This window comes from Cellulomonas sp. PSBB021 (assembly GCF_002240455.1).
GTDB classification, from domain to species: Bacteria; Actinomycetota; Actinomycetes; order Actinomycetales; family Cellulomonadaceae; genus Cellulomonas; species Cellulomonas uda.
Map to the genome: position 1 here is coordinate 558,959 of NZ_CP021430.1, position 14,519 is coordinate 573,477.

Annotated in this window: 14 protein-coding genes; 7 read left to right on the plus strand and 7 right to left on the minus strand. The window is 75.4% G+C overall.

The window, feature by feature from the left end; translation table 11 throughout:
• Positions 1-8: 8 nt before the first annotated feature.
• Together valS and CBP52_RS02545 are read right to left on the minus strand one after the other, a co-directional pair.
• On the minus strand, positions 9-2,645 hold the full coding sequence (valS, locus tag CBP52_RS02540) for a valine--tRNA ligase (protein ID WP_094179694.1): 2,637 nt from the start codon (positions 2,643-2,645) through the stop codon (positions 9-11).
• Between the two features lie 61 nt (positions 2,646-2,706).
• The gene (locus CBP52_RS02545; protein ID WP_094179695.1) at positions 2,707-3,210 is read right to left on the minus strand and encodes a hypothetical protein; all 504 of its coding nucleotides are present in this window, start codon (positions 3,208-3,210) and stop codon (positions 2,707-2,709) included.
• Between the two features lie 176 nt (positions 3,211-3,386).
• On the opposite strand from CBP52_RS02545, the gene CBP52_RS02550 reads away from it, so the two are divergent.
• Genes CBP52_RS02550 through CBP52_RS02565 form a run of 4 tightly spaced genes read left to right on the plus strand, consistent with a single transcriptional unit; the run spans position 3,387 to position 6,515 of the window.
• Positions 3,387-3,677, plus strand: a complete 291-nt coding sequence (locus tag CBP52_RS02550) for a hypothetical protein (protein ID WP_094179696.1) — start codon at positions 3,387-3,389, stop codon at positions 3,675-3,677.
• A complete protein-coding gene (locus tag CBP52_RS02555) occupies positions 3,674-5,212 on the plus strand; it encodes a WXG100 family type VII secretion target (protein WP_094179697.1) in 1,539 nt (512 codons plus the stop codon). The genes CBP52_RS02550 and CBP52_RS02555 overlap by 4 nt, the downstream gene beginning before the upstream one ends.
• A complete protein-coding gene (locus CBP52_RS02560; RefSeq protein WP_094179698.1) occupies positions 5,209-5,853 on the plus strand; it encodes a hypothetical protein in 645 nt (214 codons plus the stop codon). The genes CBP52_RS02555 and CBP52_RS02560 overlap by 4 nt, the downstream gene beginning before the upstream one ends.
• Positions 5,854-5,912: 59 nt before the next feature.
• Complete coding sequence (locus CBP52_RS02565; RefSeq protein ID WP_157732482.1) at positions 5,913-6,515, plus strand: hypothetical protein; 603 nt, start codon at positions 5,913-5,915, stop codon at positions 6,513-6,515.
• Positions 6,516-6,620: 105 nt separating this feature from the next.
• Here CBP52_RS02565 and CBP52_RS02570 read toward each other — a convergent pair whose 3' ends face one another.
• Positions 6,621-7,169 carry a CGNR zinc finger domain-containing protein gene (locus CBP52_RS02570; protein ID WP_094179700.1) on the minus strand — a complete coding sequence of 183 codons (549 nt, stop codon included), beginning with the start codon at positions 7,167-7,169 and terminating at the stop codon, positions 6,621-6,623.
• A gap of 48 nt (positions 7,170-7,217) precedes the next feature.
• Between CBP52_RS02570 and CBP52_RS02575 the strand changes: the two genes are divergently transcribed.
• From CBP52_RS02575 to cofE, 3 genes are all read left to right on the plus strand, one after another.
• The gene (locus tag CBP52_RS02575) at positions 7,218-8,240 is read left to right on the plus strand and encodes a DMT family transporter (protein ID WP_232514624.1); all 1,023 of its coding nucleotides are present in this window, start codon (positions 7,218-7,220) and stop codon (positions 8,238-8,240) included.
• 155 nt (positions 8,241-8,395) lie between these two features.
• The gene (locus CBP52_RS02580) at positions 8,396-9,412 is read left to right on the plus strand and encodes a TIGR03557 family F420-dependent LLM class oxidoreductase (protein ID WP_268532088.1); all 1,017 of its coding nucleotides are present in this window, start codon (positions 8,396-8,398) and stop codon (positions 9,410-9,412) included.
• Between the two features lie 13 nt (positions 9,413-9,425).
• Entirely contained in the window at positions 9,426-10,226 is an 801-nt protein-coding gene (cofE, locus tag CBP52_RS02585) for a coenzyme F420-0:L-glutamate ligase (protein WP_094179702.1), read from the plus strand.
• A 101-nt stretch (positions 10,227-10,327) separates the two neighbouring features.
• Here the strand turns inward: cofE and CBP52_RS02590 are convergent, their stop codons facing one another.
• The 4 genes from CBP52_RS02590 to CBP52_RS02605 all read right to left on the minus strand — a co-directional run bounded on the left by CBP52_RS02590 (position 10,328) and on the right by CBP52_RS02605 (position 14,514).
• On the minus strand, positions 10,328-11,755 hold the full coding sequence (locus CBP52_RS02590) for a DUF222 domain-containing protein (RefSeq protein ID WP_232514739.1): 1,428 nt from the start codon (positions 11,753-11,755) through the stop codon (positions 10,328-10,330).
• A gap of 244 nt (positions 11,756-11,999) precedes the next feature.
• On the minus strand, positions 12,000-12,569 hold the full coding sequence (locus tag CBP52_RS02595; protein WP_094182080.1) for an HhH-GPD-type base excision DNA repair protein: 570 nt from the start codon (positions 12,567-12,569) through the stop codon (positions 12,000-12,002).
• Between the two features lie 32 nt (positions 12,570-12,601).
• Positions 12,602-13,447: an ATP-binding cassette domain-containing protein gene (locus tag CBP52_RS02600; protein WP_094179704.1), complete on the minus strand. Its 846-nt coding sequence runs from the start codon at positions 13,445-13,447 to the stop codon at positions 12,602-12,604.
• Positions 13,438-14,514: a putative F420-0 ABC transporter permease subunit gene (locus tag CBP52_RS02605; RefSeq protein WP_369826274.1), complete on the minus strand. Its 1,077-nt coding sequence runs from the start codon at positions 14,512-14,514 to the stop codon at positions 13,438-13,440. Before CBP52_RS02605 ends, CBP52_RS02600 begins: the two co-directional genes overlap by 10 nt.
• Positions 14,515-14,519: the final 5 nt, after the last annotated feature.

Below are 14,519 nucleotides of genomic sequence, written 5' to 3' on the forward strand. Positions count from 1 at the left end.
GTCGGGCGTCAGGCGCCGCGCTTGACCGGCTCGCCCAGCTGCGCGTCGTGCGCGACGGCCTGCTCGACCTCGCCCGCGACGAGCTCCAGCGTGCCGGTGGCGCGGCCCGCGGCGCGCACGTCGTCGAGCGCGACCTCGACGTCGGCGAGCTGCGGGGCCGGGACCTCGAGGCGCGCGGCGAGGATCTCCGTGCGCATCGACACCTTCGCCTCGGACTTGGCCTTGCGCAGCGCCGCGAGCGCGGCACCGGCCGCGGTCACGGTCGCGAACGACGCGTCACCCGTCGCCGAGCGCAGCGGCGCGGACTGCGGCCACGCGGCGCGGTGCACCGAGCCCTCGCGCCACCACGACCAGACCTCCTCGGTCGCGAACGGCAGCACCGGGGCGAGCAGGCGCAGCAGCACGTCGAGCGCGAGGCACAGCGCGGTGCGGGCGCTCTGCGCCCCCGCACCCTCGCCGTACGCGCGGTCCTTCACGAGCTCGAGGTAGTCGTCGCAGAACGTCCAGAAGAACGTCTCCGTGAGCTCGAGCGCGCGCGTGTGGTCGTACGACTCGAGCGCGGCGGTCGCCTGGTCGACCACGTCGGCCAGGCCGGCGAGCATCGCCCGGTCGAGCGCGACCGTGACGAGCGCCGGGTCGAGCGACGGAGCCTCGTCGGTGCCGCCGAACGACAGCGCGAACTTGGAGGCGTTGAGCACCTTGATCGCCAGGCGTCGGCCGATCTTCATCTGGCCGACCTCGAACGCCGCGTCGGTGCCGAGCCGCGCGGAGGCTGCCCAGTACCGGACCGCGTCCGACCCGTGCTCCTCGAGCAGGCCCATGGGCGTGACGACGTTGCCCTTGGACTTCGACATCTTCTTGCGGTCCGGGTCGAGGATCCACCCGCTGATGGCGGCGTCGGTCCACGGCAGCGAGCCGTGCTCGAGGTGCGAGCGCACCACCGTCGAGAACAGCCACGTGCGGATGATGTCCTGGCCCTGCGGCCGCAGGTCCATCGGGAAGACGCGCGCGAACAGGTCCGGGTCGGAGCGCCAGCCGCCGGCGATCTGCGGGGTCAGCGACGACGTGGCCCACGTGTCCATGATGTCGGGGTCCCCGACGAAGCCGCCCGGCACACCGCGCTGGTCCGCGGTGTAGCCCGCGGGCACGTCCGACGACGGGTCGACGGGGAGCTGGTCCTCGGACGGGACGAGCGGGTTGTCGTAGTCGGGCTCGCCGTCGGCGTCGAGCGCGTACCAGACCGGCAGCGGCACACCGAAGAACCGCTGGCGGCTGATGAGCCAGTCGCCGTTCAGGCCGCCGACCCAGTTCTCGTAGCGGACCTGCATGAACTCGGGGTGGAAGTCGAGCTCGGCACCGCGCGCGAGCAGCGCCGCGCGAAGGTCCGTGTCGCGGCCGCCGTTGCGGATGTACCACTGGCGCGACGTGACGATCTCGAGGGGCTTGTCGCCCTTCTCGTAGAAGTTCGCCTTGCGCTGCGTGGGCGTCGGCTCGCCGTCGAGGTCACCGGAGGCGCGCAGACCGGCGACGACCGCCTCGCGTGCCGAGAACGTCGTCTTGCCCGCGAGCTGCGCGAACACCTCACGGCCCTGCTGCGACGTGATCCACTCCGGCGTCTCGCGCAGCAGGCGGCCGTCGCGCTGCACCACCGAGCGCGTCGGGAGCTGCAGCTCGCGCCACCACTGCACGTCGGTCAGGTCGCCGAACGTGCAGCACATCGCGATGCCCGCGCCCTTGTCGGGCTCGGCGGCGGGGTGCGCGAGCACCGGGACCTCGACGCCGAACAGCGGGGTCGTGACCGTCGTGCCGAACAGGTGCTGGTAGCGCTCGTCGTCGGGGTGCGCGATGAGCGCGACGCACGCGGGCAGCAGCTCCGGTCGCGTCGTCTCGATGTGGACCGGGCCGTCGGCGCCGTGGAACGCGACCCGGTGGAACGCGCCCGGGTAGTCGCGCGCCTCGAGCTCGGCCTGCGCGACGGCGGTCTGGAACGTCACGTCCCACAGGCCCGGCGCCTCGGCCTGGTACGCCTCACCGCGCGCGAGGTTGCGCAGGAACGCCTGCTGCGCGACGGCGCGCGACTCCGCCGAGATGGTCTGGTAGGTCATCGACCAGTCGACCGAGAGCCCGAGGCGGCGCCACAGCGCCTCGAACTGCCGCTCGTCCTCGACCGTGAGCCGCTCGCACAGCTCGACGAAGTTGCGTCGGCTGACCGGCACCTGGTCGGCGGCCTTCACGGTCTTGTCCGTGCCCTCGTGCGGCGGCGTGAAGTCCGGGTCGTACGGCAGCGACGGGTCGCAGCGCACGCCGTAGTAGTTCTGCACGCGACGCTCGGTGGGCAGGCCGTTGTCGTCCCAGCCCATCGGGTAGAACACCTCCGCGCCGCGCATGCGGCGGTACCGCGCGACGACGTCGGTGTGCGTGTACGAGAACACGTGCCCCACGTGCAGCGAGCCGGAGACGGTGGGCGGCGGGGTGTCGATCGAGTAGATCTCCTCGCGCGAGCGCGTGCGGTCGAACGAGTACGTCCCGAGCTCGGCCCAGCGCTGCGACCACGACTCCTCGAGCCCCTCGAGGCCGACCTTGTCCGGTACGCGGCGGCCGGTGGCGGTCGTCGGGACGTCGGTGCGGGAGGTCAGGTCGCTCATGACCGCCCATCTTCCCAGACGTCGGGGGTCTTCCCGTACGGGTTTCGTGCGTCGGGACGCCTCAGCGTGGGTCCGCGCCTACGAGGGCGTCGGGCTGCGGCAGGAGCGCGTCGATCTGCGCGCGCATCCAGGAGTTGTAGACCGCGCCGACCATCGGCCCGGCGGTCCGGCTCGAGCGCACCTGAGCGTCGAGGTCGACGACGGCCGGCCAGGCGAACGCCGCGAAGTCCCGCACGGTGGTCGTCAGCGCGTAGGCGTGCGCGTCGTCGTCCGCGCGGTCGCCGACCACCACCGAGACGACCCCGACGCCCGACTGCATGCCGCGCATCCCGCCGTGCGCGAGCTTCGCGTGGTCGAGCGACGCGCGGGTGAACCGGGCGAGCCCGTCCGCCGTCACGTGGGGCGTCGTGGCGACGTGGACGAGCAGGTGCAGGGTGGTCGCGAACCACCGCACGCGGAAGTCCCGGCGGTACCCGACGAGCGCCGACGGGGGTGCGCTGCGCACCGTGTAGCCCGAGGCGACGAGCCTGTCGTGGACGAGCGCCTGGTATCCGAGGGTGTCCACGTCGCTCCTTCTGCGCGGGTGAGCCGTCGGCCGATCGTGCCACGCCGGCACCGCCCCGCGAGGGCGTTCGACGGGGGGCGTTCGACGGACCGACCGCCCCGGTTCCGGGCAGGCGGCTCGTCTGCCACGATGACCCGGGTCGATCCACGACGGGGTGTCCGACGAAGGGTGGGGGAGTGAGCGACGACGTCGAGCTGCAGCCGGCCGCCGTCGGGGCGATGGCGGTGCGCTTCCGCGCGTCCGGCATGGAGCTCGGCCGGGTGCGCGACGCGCACGCGGCCGCGACCGCCGAGGCCGTCGTGCCGGTCGCGCGCGCCCACGAGCGCGCCGTGCACCGCTGGACCGAGGGGCTGCGGGTCGCCGCCGCCGCGCTGGTCGAGGTCGGGACCGAGCTCGACGCGTGCGTGCGCGCCACGACGGACGGCGACGAGCGGACGGCCGCCACGTTCCGCGGGGTCCAGCCGTGAGCGGGGTCGTGGACGTCGACTTCGACGAGGTCGTCCAGTCGCTGTGGCGCGGCCTCGACTCGCTCGACGAGGCGGGGTTCTCGCTGAACCCGCTGGACATCGTCGAGAACGTCCGCGCCGCGGGTCGGCTCGTCGACCGGGTCCGCACCGTCGCCACGCAACCGCCGCCGGGAGACCCCGCGGCGAGCCGGCGCGCCGCACAGGCCTGGTCGGCGCTCGCGCGCGGGCTGACGGCGACGACCGACAAGGTGGACACCGACCGGGCGCACCGGCGCACCGTCTGGACCGGCACCGCCGCACGCGCGTTCGACGCGACGGCGCTCGAGCTGGACCGTCGGCTCACCGATGCGGCCGCCGGTGCCCGACGAGCCGCCGTCGCGCTCGAGGAGCACGCGGACGCGCTCGCCCGCGCGCAGCGCAGGCACGGTGACGTCGCGGCCTCGCTGCGCCGCGCACGCGACGACATCCCGCGCCACCCGGGCGAGCTGGACCAGCTCGACGACGTCGTGCGGCACCTGCGTGACGCGCTGACCGCCGCGCTCGAGTCGTGGCGCGACGCGGGCGCGGCGGCGCAGGCGTGCGCGAGCGAGCTCGCCGCGGTCGAGGCCGCGATGCCGTTCCCCGACGGAGCGGCGCCCGGCATGCGCGCGCTCGACGTCCTCGGCCAGCACGGCACCGGCTCGGGCCGGCCCCCGCTCGTCGACGGCGTGCTCGAGCGCGCGCGGGCCGCGTACGACGCGCTGTCCCCGCAGGACCGTGCCGCGTTCGACGCGCTCATGACCGGTGCGGCGTCCGAGCGGCACCGCGCCTGGCTGCTTGCCGCGCTCGCGGCTGGACACCCTCTCGCCACGCTGCGGCGGTTCGCCGAACGGATCAACCGCGCGGCGGACCCCGACGCGCTCCTCGACCCGCGGTCCGCGCTGCGGCGCGACGGCCCGTTCACGCAGACGACCGGCACGACCTGCGGCTCGTCGTCGCTCGTCTACGCCAGCATGCTGCGCGACCCCGCCCTCGCGCTGCGTGTGCTCACCGGCTACGACGCGACCACGGGCCACGCCGACGACCCGGCCCGCACACCCGCCGACCGGTTCACCGAGCTCGAGACCGAGATGAAGCGCCGCACCGACGACCCGCGCAAGGACCCCGACGGCGGGTGGCGGCCCGGCAACGTCTCCATGCCGTGGATCCCCGCGCTCGGGACCTCGCCGTGGGCCGCCGCCGAGGAGCTCGACGCGCTGGCGCCGGACGGCGTGCGCTACCGGGTCGACATGGTCGACCCGGCCTCGCCCGACGACAAGCAGGACGCCTACCGCTCGCTGGTCGAGTCCACCGACCGGGGCGACCCGGCCATCCTCTACGTCGGCGACGAGACCGCCCCGCGGCACGTCGTGCTCGTGTACGCGCACGCCGACGGGTCGATCGAGCTCTACGAGCCCGGGCACGGCGAGCGTGTGGTCGTCACGCAGGAGCAGTTCGTCCACGGCGAGTTCTCGGTAGGCGGGTGGCCCAAGCCGTGGGCCGTCGTCACGCCGTGACCGGCCGCACCGCGCGGGGCGCGCTCGCGGGGGTGTCGGCCGTCGCAGTCGCCGCGTGCGCGCTCGCCGCGTGCACGCCGCCCGTCCCCGAGGACCAGACGACGCGCGTCGACGTCGAGCGCTTCCAGGACCTCGCCGCCGACCCCTGGCTCGCGGCCACCGCGCTGACGGTCGGGCGGTACGCGTTCGGCACGGACCGCCAGTTCGAGCCCGGCACGGCCCGCGGGACGCGCACGGCGACCGGGACCGTCGGGCAGGTGCTGACGGCGGAGACCACCGCCGCGGCGCGTGAGGGCTGGGTCGTCGCCGCGGCACGCTGCGGGGACGGCTCGGGCGCGGACTCCGGGTGGCCCGTGACGGTCGAGCTGGTGCGCGTGCTGGCCGACGGGGCCGCGGCGGTGGGCGAGGTGCGCGTGGAGCAGGACCAGTCGGGCGTCGCGGACGGTGCGACGCGCGTGCTGCCGCGCCGCGTGCTCGTCGCGGGCTACGCGCCGCACCACACGAACCGCGCGCGCGTCGAGGTGCCCGACGAGCCGGTCGCGTTCGACGCGTTGGCCTGCCTGGGTGGCACAGGGGGAGCGAGCGTGGGACCGACCGACCTGCTGCCGACCGTCCAGGGCGCCGACGAGGCTGCCCGGTGAGGGCTCGGGTGACGCCTCAGGTGCTGGCTCGGGTCACGGCTCGGGGCGCTGGGAGGCCCGTGGTCGTGGGGGTCGTCGTCGGGCTGGTGCTCGCCACGGTCGGGGGCTGCGCGCGTGACCTCAGCCGGGACGACGTGCTCGACGCGCTGCGGGCGCAGCCGTGGCCCGCGGACGCGAGCGTCGAGAGCGACGACGACCCGGGCGGGGGTCGCTACGCGCGGCCGCGCGCGTCGGCGCGCAGCGACTCGCCGCACGAGCCGTGGCGCGCGGTCGGCGCCGAGGTCGGACGGGCGGTCGCGGCCGGATGGGTCCCGGTGTACGCGCAGTGCACCGGCCCGCAGGACTCGGTGCGCGTCGACCTCGTGCGCGAGGTGCGCGAGGGGGTGCCCGCCACGGCGACCGTCACGGGCGAGGTCGTCGACGAGCTCGGGCTGCCCGCGCGGCTGTCGGACGGCTCGACCGTGGTGTCGGTCGAGGTCGTCGCGGCCGCGCCCCAGGACGTGTCCGACCCGGCGCTGCTGCCCGCGGCCGTGCGTGCCGGCGTGCCCGACGAGCCGGTGGACCTCGCCGGCTGCCTGACCGACCCCCCGGCGGGCGGGGCGCTGCGCTGGGCCGGGACACCGGCGGCCCTGCCCGCGGTGGGTGGTCCGCTGCCGCGCTGACCCCGCGGTGCTGCTCCGCGGTCGGTGCCGTCCCGCGGTCGGTGCTGCTCGGCGCTCGGTGCTGGGTGCTGCTCGCTGCCGCTCGACGGTCGGTCCGTGCGGCGGTCAGTCCGCGGTGTGGCGGGCTCGGTAGGCGGCGACGTGCGCGCGGTTGCCGCAGTTGTTCACGTCGCAGAACCGGCGGGAGCGGTTGCGCGACAGGTCCACGAGCACGGCGGTGCAGTCCTCGCCCGCGCACCGGCGCAGGCGGTCGTACTCGTCGGACCGCACGACGTCGGCCACGCCCATGGCGGTCTCGACGAGCATGACGGTCGCGAGCGGGGCGTCCGGGACGGTCGCGTGCAGGTGCCAGTCGAGCGCGTCGTGCCGGGTCAGGAAGGGCACCGCGGCGGCGTCGCGCAGGATCGTGTTGACGAGCCCGGCTGCCTCGTCGCGGTCGACGTCCCACAGCCGCCCCAGGCGCGTGCGCGCGTCGTGCACCTGCGCGAGCTCGGCCAGGTCGCCGTCGTGGCGCACCGAGTAGCCCCACCGCCGGTAGAACGCGTCGAGCTGGTCGACGCGCGCGAGGGCGTCCGCGCCGTCGCGCCGACGGTCGCTGTTGACCAGCTCGACCGCAGCGCGGAGGTTCGCCTCGGTGTCACGAGCAAAAACCACATTGACTCCTGAGCAGGTCGGGTCCTACTGTCACGAGCATAGGAGCCTGTGACCCCTGACACGGAGCGCAGGGCGGCGGCACGTCGGGGAGAGCAGATGCAGGGCACGCGCGCCCGCAGCGTGGGGATCGTCGCCGGGCTCGTCGCCGCGCTCGCGTTCGCCACGAGCGGGCCGGTCGTCAAGCCGCTGCTCGCGGCCGGCTGGACGCCCGGCGCGGCGATCCTGGTCCGGCTGTGGCTGGGGGCGTTGCTCCTCGCCGGGCCCGCGGCGTGGGCCCTGCGGGGGCGCCGGCACGTGCTGCGAGCCGAGTGGCGCACCGTCGTCGGGCTCGGTCTGCTCGGCGTCGCGGGCGCCTCGACGTTCTACTTCCTTGCCGTGGACCGGCTTCCCGTGGCCGTCGCGCTGCTCGTCGAGTACACCGGGCCGCTGCTCCTGCTGGGCTGGTCGTGGTTCCGCACGCGCCGCACCCCGTCGCGCGCGACCCTCGCCGGTGCCGCGCTCGCGATGGCCGGGCTCGTGCTCGTGCTCGACGTGACCGGCTCGCTCGAGCTCGACGCGCTCGGGCTCGTCTACGCGTTCGTCGCGGCCATCGGCAACGCCGCGTACTTCGCGCTCACCGCACGGCCCATCGCCCTGCCGCCCGTGAGCCTGGCGGGCTCGGCGATGCTCGTCGGCGCGCTCACCGTGACGCTCGTCGCGCTCGTCGGGATCCTGCCCGTGGCCGCACCGCGGGTGCAGGTCACGATGCTCGGGGCGCAGGTCGAGTGGTTCGTCCCGCTGCTCGTCGTCGGCGCCGTGCCCACGGCGTTCGCGTACGGCGTCAGCGCGGTCTCGGTGCGGTTGCTCGGGGAGCGGCTCGCGTCGTTCCTCGCGCTCATGGAGGTGCTGTTCGCCGTGCTCCTGGCGTGGCTGCTGCTCGGCGAGGCGCCGCTGGCGATCCAGGTCCTGGGTGCCGCGCTCGTCGTCACCGGGGTCGCGCTGGTCCGCTCCGGCGCCGCGTCCGACGGCGAGCTGCGCGACGGGACGCCGGAGCCGGAGCTGCCGCCGGTGCGCGAACCCGCGCGCACCTGACCGCCGCGCACCTGACCTCGCGCACCTGACCGCGCGCACCTGACCGCGTGCACCTGACCGCCGCGCTCAGTCGCCCACCGGGCCGCACGGCATAAGGTCGATCGGGTACGGCCGCGCCACGCGCGCGCCACGACGAGCGAGACGAGGACGACCACGTGACTGGTGTGACGGCGTCCGGCCTGACGGTCGGGTACGCGGCGATGCTCGAGCAGTTCCACCCCACCGAGGCGGTCGCGCTGTCGGCGTACGCCGAGGAGCACGGCTTCTCGGGCGTCATGGCCGCGGACCACTTCCAGCCGTGGGTCCCCGCGCAGGGGCAGGCCGCGTTCGTGTGGAACGTGCTCACGGCGATCGGCGAGCGGACCAGCGGCGACATGGGGCCCGGCGTGACCGCGCCGACGTTCCGCTGGCACCCCGCGATGGTCGCGCAGGCGAGCGCGACGCTCGCGGCGATGTACCCGGGGCGGCACTGGCTGGGCCTGGGCTCCGGCGAGGCGCTCAACGAGCACATCACCGCGCAGTACTGGCCCGAGGCGCCCGAGCGGATCAACCGCATGTTCGAGGCCATCGACATCATCAAGAAGCTGTTCAACGCGTCGCTCGCGGGCAAGGACGTCAAGCACTCCGGCGAGTTCTACAAGATGGAGTCCACGCGGCTGTGGACGATGCCCGAGGAGGCCCCGCCGATCCTCGTCGCGACCGCGGGCCCGATCACCGCCAAGCGCGCGGGTCGCCACGCCGACGGCCTCATCACGGTCGGCGCACCGCTCGAGAAGATCGAGGGCCTGTTCTCGCGCTTCCACGACGGCGTGCGCGAGTCCGGCCGCAACCCCGAGGACCTGCCCAAGGTCCTGCAGGTGCACCTGTCGTGGGCACCGACCGACGAGGAGGCGCTCGCCAACGCGATGCACGAGTGGCCCAACGGGGGCATGAAGTTCCCCAAGGCCGACATCCGCTCGCCGTTCGAGCTCGAGCAGATGGCGCGGCTCGTGCGTCCCGAGGACTTCGAGGGCCGCATGGTGATCTCCGCCGACCCCGACGTGCACCGCGCCGCGATCCAGAAGTACGTCGACCTCGGCTTCGACCGCATCTACCTGCACAACGTGGGCCGCAACCAGCGCGAGTGGATCGACGTGTTCGGTGAGCACGTGCTGCCGAAGCTGGTGCGGTGAACCCGCGGTGACCATGGACGAGCTGCGGGTGTGGGCTCCCGCGGGCCTGCGGGAGATCGTCCCGGGCGACGACCTCGTCGGCCTGCTCGTCGGCCTCCTGCGCGACGACGCCGCCGCCCACCCCGACCGTGCGCTCGCGGACGGGGACCTGCTGGTGCTGACCTCGAAGGTCGTCTCCAAGGCCGAGGGGCGCGTCGTCGCGGCCGACGACCGCGAGCAGGCGATCACGGCCGAGACCGTGCGGGTGGTCGCGACGCGCGAGCACGCGACCGGTGTCACGCGGATCGTCGAGAACCGGCTCGGGCTCGTCATGGCCGCCGCCGGGGTGGACGCGAGCAACACCCCCGAGGGCACGGTCCTGCTGCTGCCCCTCGACCCCGACGCGAGCGCCCGTACGCTGCGCGCCGGGATCGCGGCGGCGTTCGGCGTGCGGGTCGGGGTGCTCATGACCGACACCGCCGGGCGGCCGTGGCGCGACGGCGTCACCGACATCACGATCGGCGCCGCGGGCGTGCGGGTCCTGGACGACCTGCGGGGCGAGTCCGACTCGTTCGGCCGTCCGCTGACCATGACCGTGACGGCTGTGGCCGACGAGGTCGCGGCCGCCGCCGAGCTCGTCAAGGGCAAGGCGGCGGGCCGCCCGCTCGCGATCGTCCGCGGCCTGGCCGCGCACGTGTTCGACGATGACGGCCCCGGCGCCCGGGTGCTCGTGCGCACGGGGGAACAGGACATGTTCCGCCAGGGCAGCGCCGAGGCCTACGCCCAGGGCTGGAAGGACGCCCTCGACGCCCGGCCCGAGTCCGACCCGAGCTGACGCCACGGCGCCGCGGGTCCCCGAGCCGACCCCGACGTCCGACGCCCGCGGCCGGGCCGGTGGCCCGGCGTCACGTCCGCTACCGGGCCGGTGGCCCTGCGTCACGTCCGCGCCCGGTCGTCGCGTGACGCGGGTGCGTTGACCGGCTCGCCTGAACGCTCACGGAACTCGTACCGGGCGGGTGGGGCCAGGCCCGCGGACGGGCCGACCTCGCCCGCCGGTCCCTCGCCGGGCGGGTGGGTCCGCCGGTCGACCGTCGGGTCCTGCTCGTGCACGTGGTGGTGATGGTGGCTGCACAGCAGCACGGCGTTCTCGAGATCGGAGCGCCCGCCGTCGCGGTGCCACCAGCGCATGTGGTGGACCTCGCAGAACCGCGGCACGACGGCACACCCGTTCCACGCGCACATCCGGTCGCGCGTGACCACCGCGGTGCGTTGGGCCGGGGTGAACATCCGGCGGGTCCGACCGACGTCCAGCGGCAGCCCTCGCGCGTCCATCACGACGCGCGTCATCGCGCAGTCGCACAACGCCGCGGCGAGCTCGGAGCGGCTCAGGACGGTGCCGTCCTCGGTCGTGGCCGCCGGCACCGGGACGTCCGGGAGGACCGACTGCGGCGGTGCGGTTCCGGTGGCGGAGCCGTCCGCGTCGGGACCTGTTGCCCGGCCGCCGGGTCCTGCGCGGTGCGCGAGCCGCCGCCGGACCTCGTCCCAGGTCGCCGCCGGGACGAGGAGGCTGACCTGGGCCACCGGGGCGCTCGCCGTCCCGCGGACCGTCTCCCCGTCGCGGGTGGTGGGACCGTGCCCGCCGCCGCGAGCGTCCGGGCCGGGTCCGTCGCCGTGGGCCCCCGGGCCGGGCTCGTCACCGCCGGGCGCCGGGCGGACGTCGGAGCGCAGGGCGTGCTGGGCGAGAGCGGCCAGGGCGTCCGCGCGGGCCTGCTCGTGGGTGCGCTCGTCGTCCTCGCGGTGGCCGGTCGCGTCGAGGGCGCGTGCGAGGATCTCGCCGCTCACCGGGTCGAGCCGCCCCTTGAGGAAGGTGCCGTCCGGGTGGTGGGTCACGTGCAGGAACCGCGCGCGTCGCGCGGCGGAGCGGGCGTCCTGAAGGCGGTCGTGGTCGTGCGAGGCCACCAGGGCCGCGAGCGAGCGCGCGAACTCCCGGACCTCCGTGCCCCGAGCGAGCTCCACGACCTGCGACTGCGTCGCTCCCTCGCGGAGCACGGCGGCGACGGTCTCGCTCGCGTCGTGCATCGTGCGCGCGAGCACGTCCGCGTGGCCCACGGGCATGACGTTGCGGCCGACGGCCTCACGCACCTGGTCGAGCTCGGCGAGCGCCTGCGCGGTGCCGACCTCACGCGCCGCGTGGAACCGCGACGTTCCGGTGAGCCGGGCGCGCGTGTCGAGGAAGGCCCGCTCGCCCCGACGGCCGCCGCGGAGTCGCGCTGCGCGACGAGCACGGGGGAGCGCAGCGTCGCGACGAGACCCGGCACGTGGTCCAGCACCCGCAGCACCCGGGCCCGCACCGCAGGGGCCCAGGCTGCTGCGCCGCGCGACCGGACGCTCGCCTCCGCGAGCAGCGCGACCACCGACTCGAGCGTCGCGAGGAGCGCCTCCCCGTCTTCGTCGGGACGGAAGTTCGAGGGCACGACGGCGCGGTCGGCGGACCGGCCCGCCTCGACACCACCGCTCTCGAACACGTGTTCGATACTACGCGCATCGGGACGAGCCGGACATCGTCGTCCACAGACCGGACGACGTGGAGGACCGAGCCTGCGTGGCGTCAGCGAGCCTTCGCAGCCGCCTTCGCGGCCTTCTTCGTCTCCCGCACCTGGCCGAGCGAGACCGCGTCGGTCACGTCGGCGATCGACCGCCGCGAACCGTCCTCGCCGTAGGCGCCGGCCGCCTCCCGCCAGCCGGCGGGCTGCACGCCGCGCTGCTTGCCGAGCAGCGCGAGGAAGATCCGGGCCTTCTGCTCGCCGAACCCGGGCAGCGCACGCAGCCGCTTGAGCACCGTCGCGCCGTCGGGGTCGCCGTCCGTCCAGATGCGGGTCACGTCGCCGTCGTACTCGTCGACAACCGCACGCGCGACGGCCTGGATGCGCCCGGCCATCGAGCCGGGGTAGCGGTGCACCGCCGGGGGAGTCGCACACAGGGCCGCGAACTCGTCGGGGTCGGCGTGCGCGACAGCCTCGGGCGACAGCGTGCCGAGCCGGTCGAGGATCTTCGCGGGACCCGCGAACGCCGCCTCCATCGGGTACTGCTGGTCGAGGAGCATTCCGATCAGCAGCGCGAAGGGGTCGGAGTCGAGTAGCTGGTCCGCGGCCGCGTCGCCGGTCATCCAGAGCGCCATGGCGGCCATTGTCCCCGGCCCGGCGCCGGGCGTCACGCGCGCCCGGTGAGTGCGATGACGGGCCGGCCCGTGCGCGGGTGCACCAGGACGTCCGCGTCGACGCCGTACACCTCGCGCAGCAGCGGCGGCGTGAGCACGTCGGCCGGCGGGCCCGCGGCGACCAGGCGTCCGTCGGCGAGCACGAGCACGTGCGCGCAGAACGCCGCGGCGAGGTTGAGGTCGTGCAGCGCGGCGACGGTCGTGACGCCCAGGTCCCGGACGAACGCGAGCAGCGCGAGCTGCGCGGACACGTCGAGGTGGTTGGTCGGCTCGTCGAGCAGCAGCAGCTCGGGCTCCTGCGCGAGCGCCCGCGCGACGTGCACGCGCTGCCGTTCGCCGCCGGACAGCGTGGACCACGTGCGGTCCACCAGGTGCGCGGCGCTCGCGGCCCGCAGCGCACGCAGCACCGCGCCGTCGTCGGGGTCCGTGCCCCACAGCGAGCGGTAGGGGATGCGGCCGAGCGCGACGACCTCGCGCACGGTGAGCGGCACCGTCGCGCTGGACTCCTGCTCGAGCAGCGCGACGCGCCGGGCGCGCAGGCGCCGGTCCAGCGTGTGCACGGGCGTGCGGCGAGCCCCCGGAGCACCGTCCGACGACGAGCGGTCGGCCGACGTGCGGTCCGACGACGTGCGCTCCGACGACCCGGGCGCAGCGGGGACGAGGACCGCTCCCGCATCGGGCGGCAGCAGGCCCGCCACGAGCCGCAGCAGCGTCGTCTTGCCGGCACCGTTCGGCCCGAGCAGCCCGGTGAGCGCACCGGCCGGGGGAGTCGCGTCGACCCCGTCGACCACCCACCGCCCGCCGAGCCGGACACCGACCCCGGAGATCGTCAGCTCCACGCCGTCCCCCGTCCCCGCCGCAGCAGCACGGCGAACACGGGCACGCCGACCATCGCGGTGACGATGCCCACGGGCAGCTCGCGCGGCGCGAAGACGGTCCGGGCGAGCGTGTCGGCCCAGACGAGGAACGTCGCGCCCGTGAGCGCGGCGACGGGCAGCAGGCGGCGGTGCGTGGGGCCGGTGAGCACGGACACGGCGTGCGGCAGGATCAGCCCGACGAACCCGATGGCGCCGCTCACGGCGACCATCGCACCGGTGAGCAGCGCGACGAGCGTCATGAGCGTCCACCGCGTGCGGTCGACGTCGATGCCGAGCGCGGCGGCGGCGGTGTCGCCGAACGCGAACGCGTCGAGGCGGCCGCCGACGACCATCAGCACGGACCCGACCACGAGCAGCGCGCTGCCGGCGATGGCGACCGACGGCCACGTGGCGCCCGCGAGCGACCCGAGGAGCCAGGACAGGATCTCGCGGTAGGAGTCCCCGGTCGCGGTCCAGAAGATGACGAACGACGTGCCCGCGGCCGCGAGCTGGGACACGGCGAGCCCCGCGAGCACGGCGCGCGTGGGGGTGACGGACCCGGCGGTGCGCGCGAGCGTCAGGGTCGCGACGAGCGCGGCGACCGCACCGGCGAACGCGGCGACGGGCAGCAGGAGCGACACGCCGACGACGAGCACGGCGACCGCCCCGAGCGACGCGCCCGACGAGAGCCCGAGCAGGTACGGGTCGGCCAGCGGGTTGCGCGTGAGCGACTGCATCACGGCGCCGCCGGTCGCGAGCCCCGCGCCGACGGCGGCCGCGGTGAGCACGCGCGGTGCGCGCAGGTCCCACACGATCGCGTCGTGCAGCGCGGGGACGTCCCCGACGAACCCGAGGTGGTGGCCGACGACACGCGCGACCTGCCCGACGCCGAGCGCGGCGGGCCCGATCGTGACCGTGACGAGCAGGCTCAGGACGAGCAGGAGGAGGCCGCCGACGACGAGCGCCGCGAGCGGCGGCCGACGCGGGGGTCGCCGCTCGTCACCGCGCAGGTCGGCGCCGGGCGTCCCGGTCCTCGTCGTGCCCCGCACGCCGC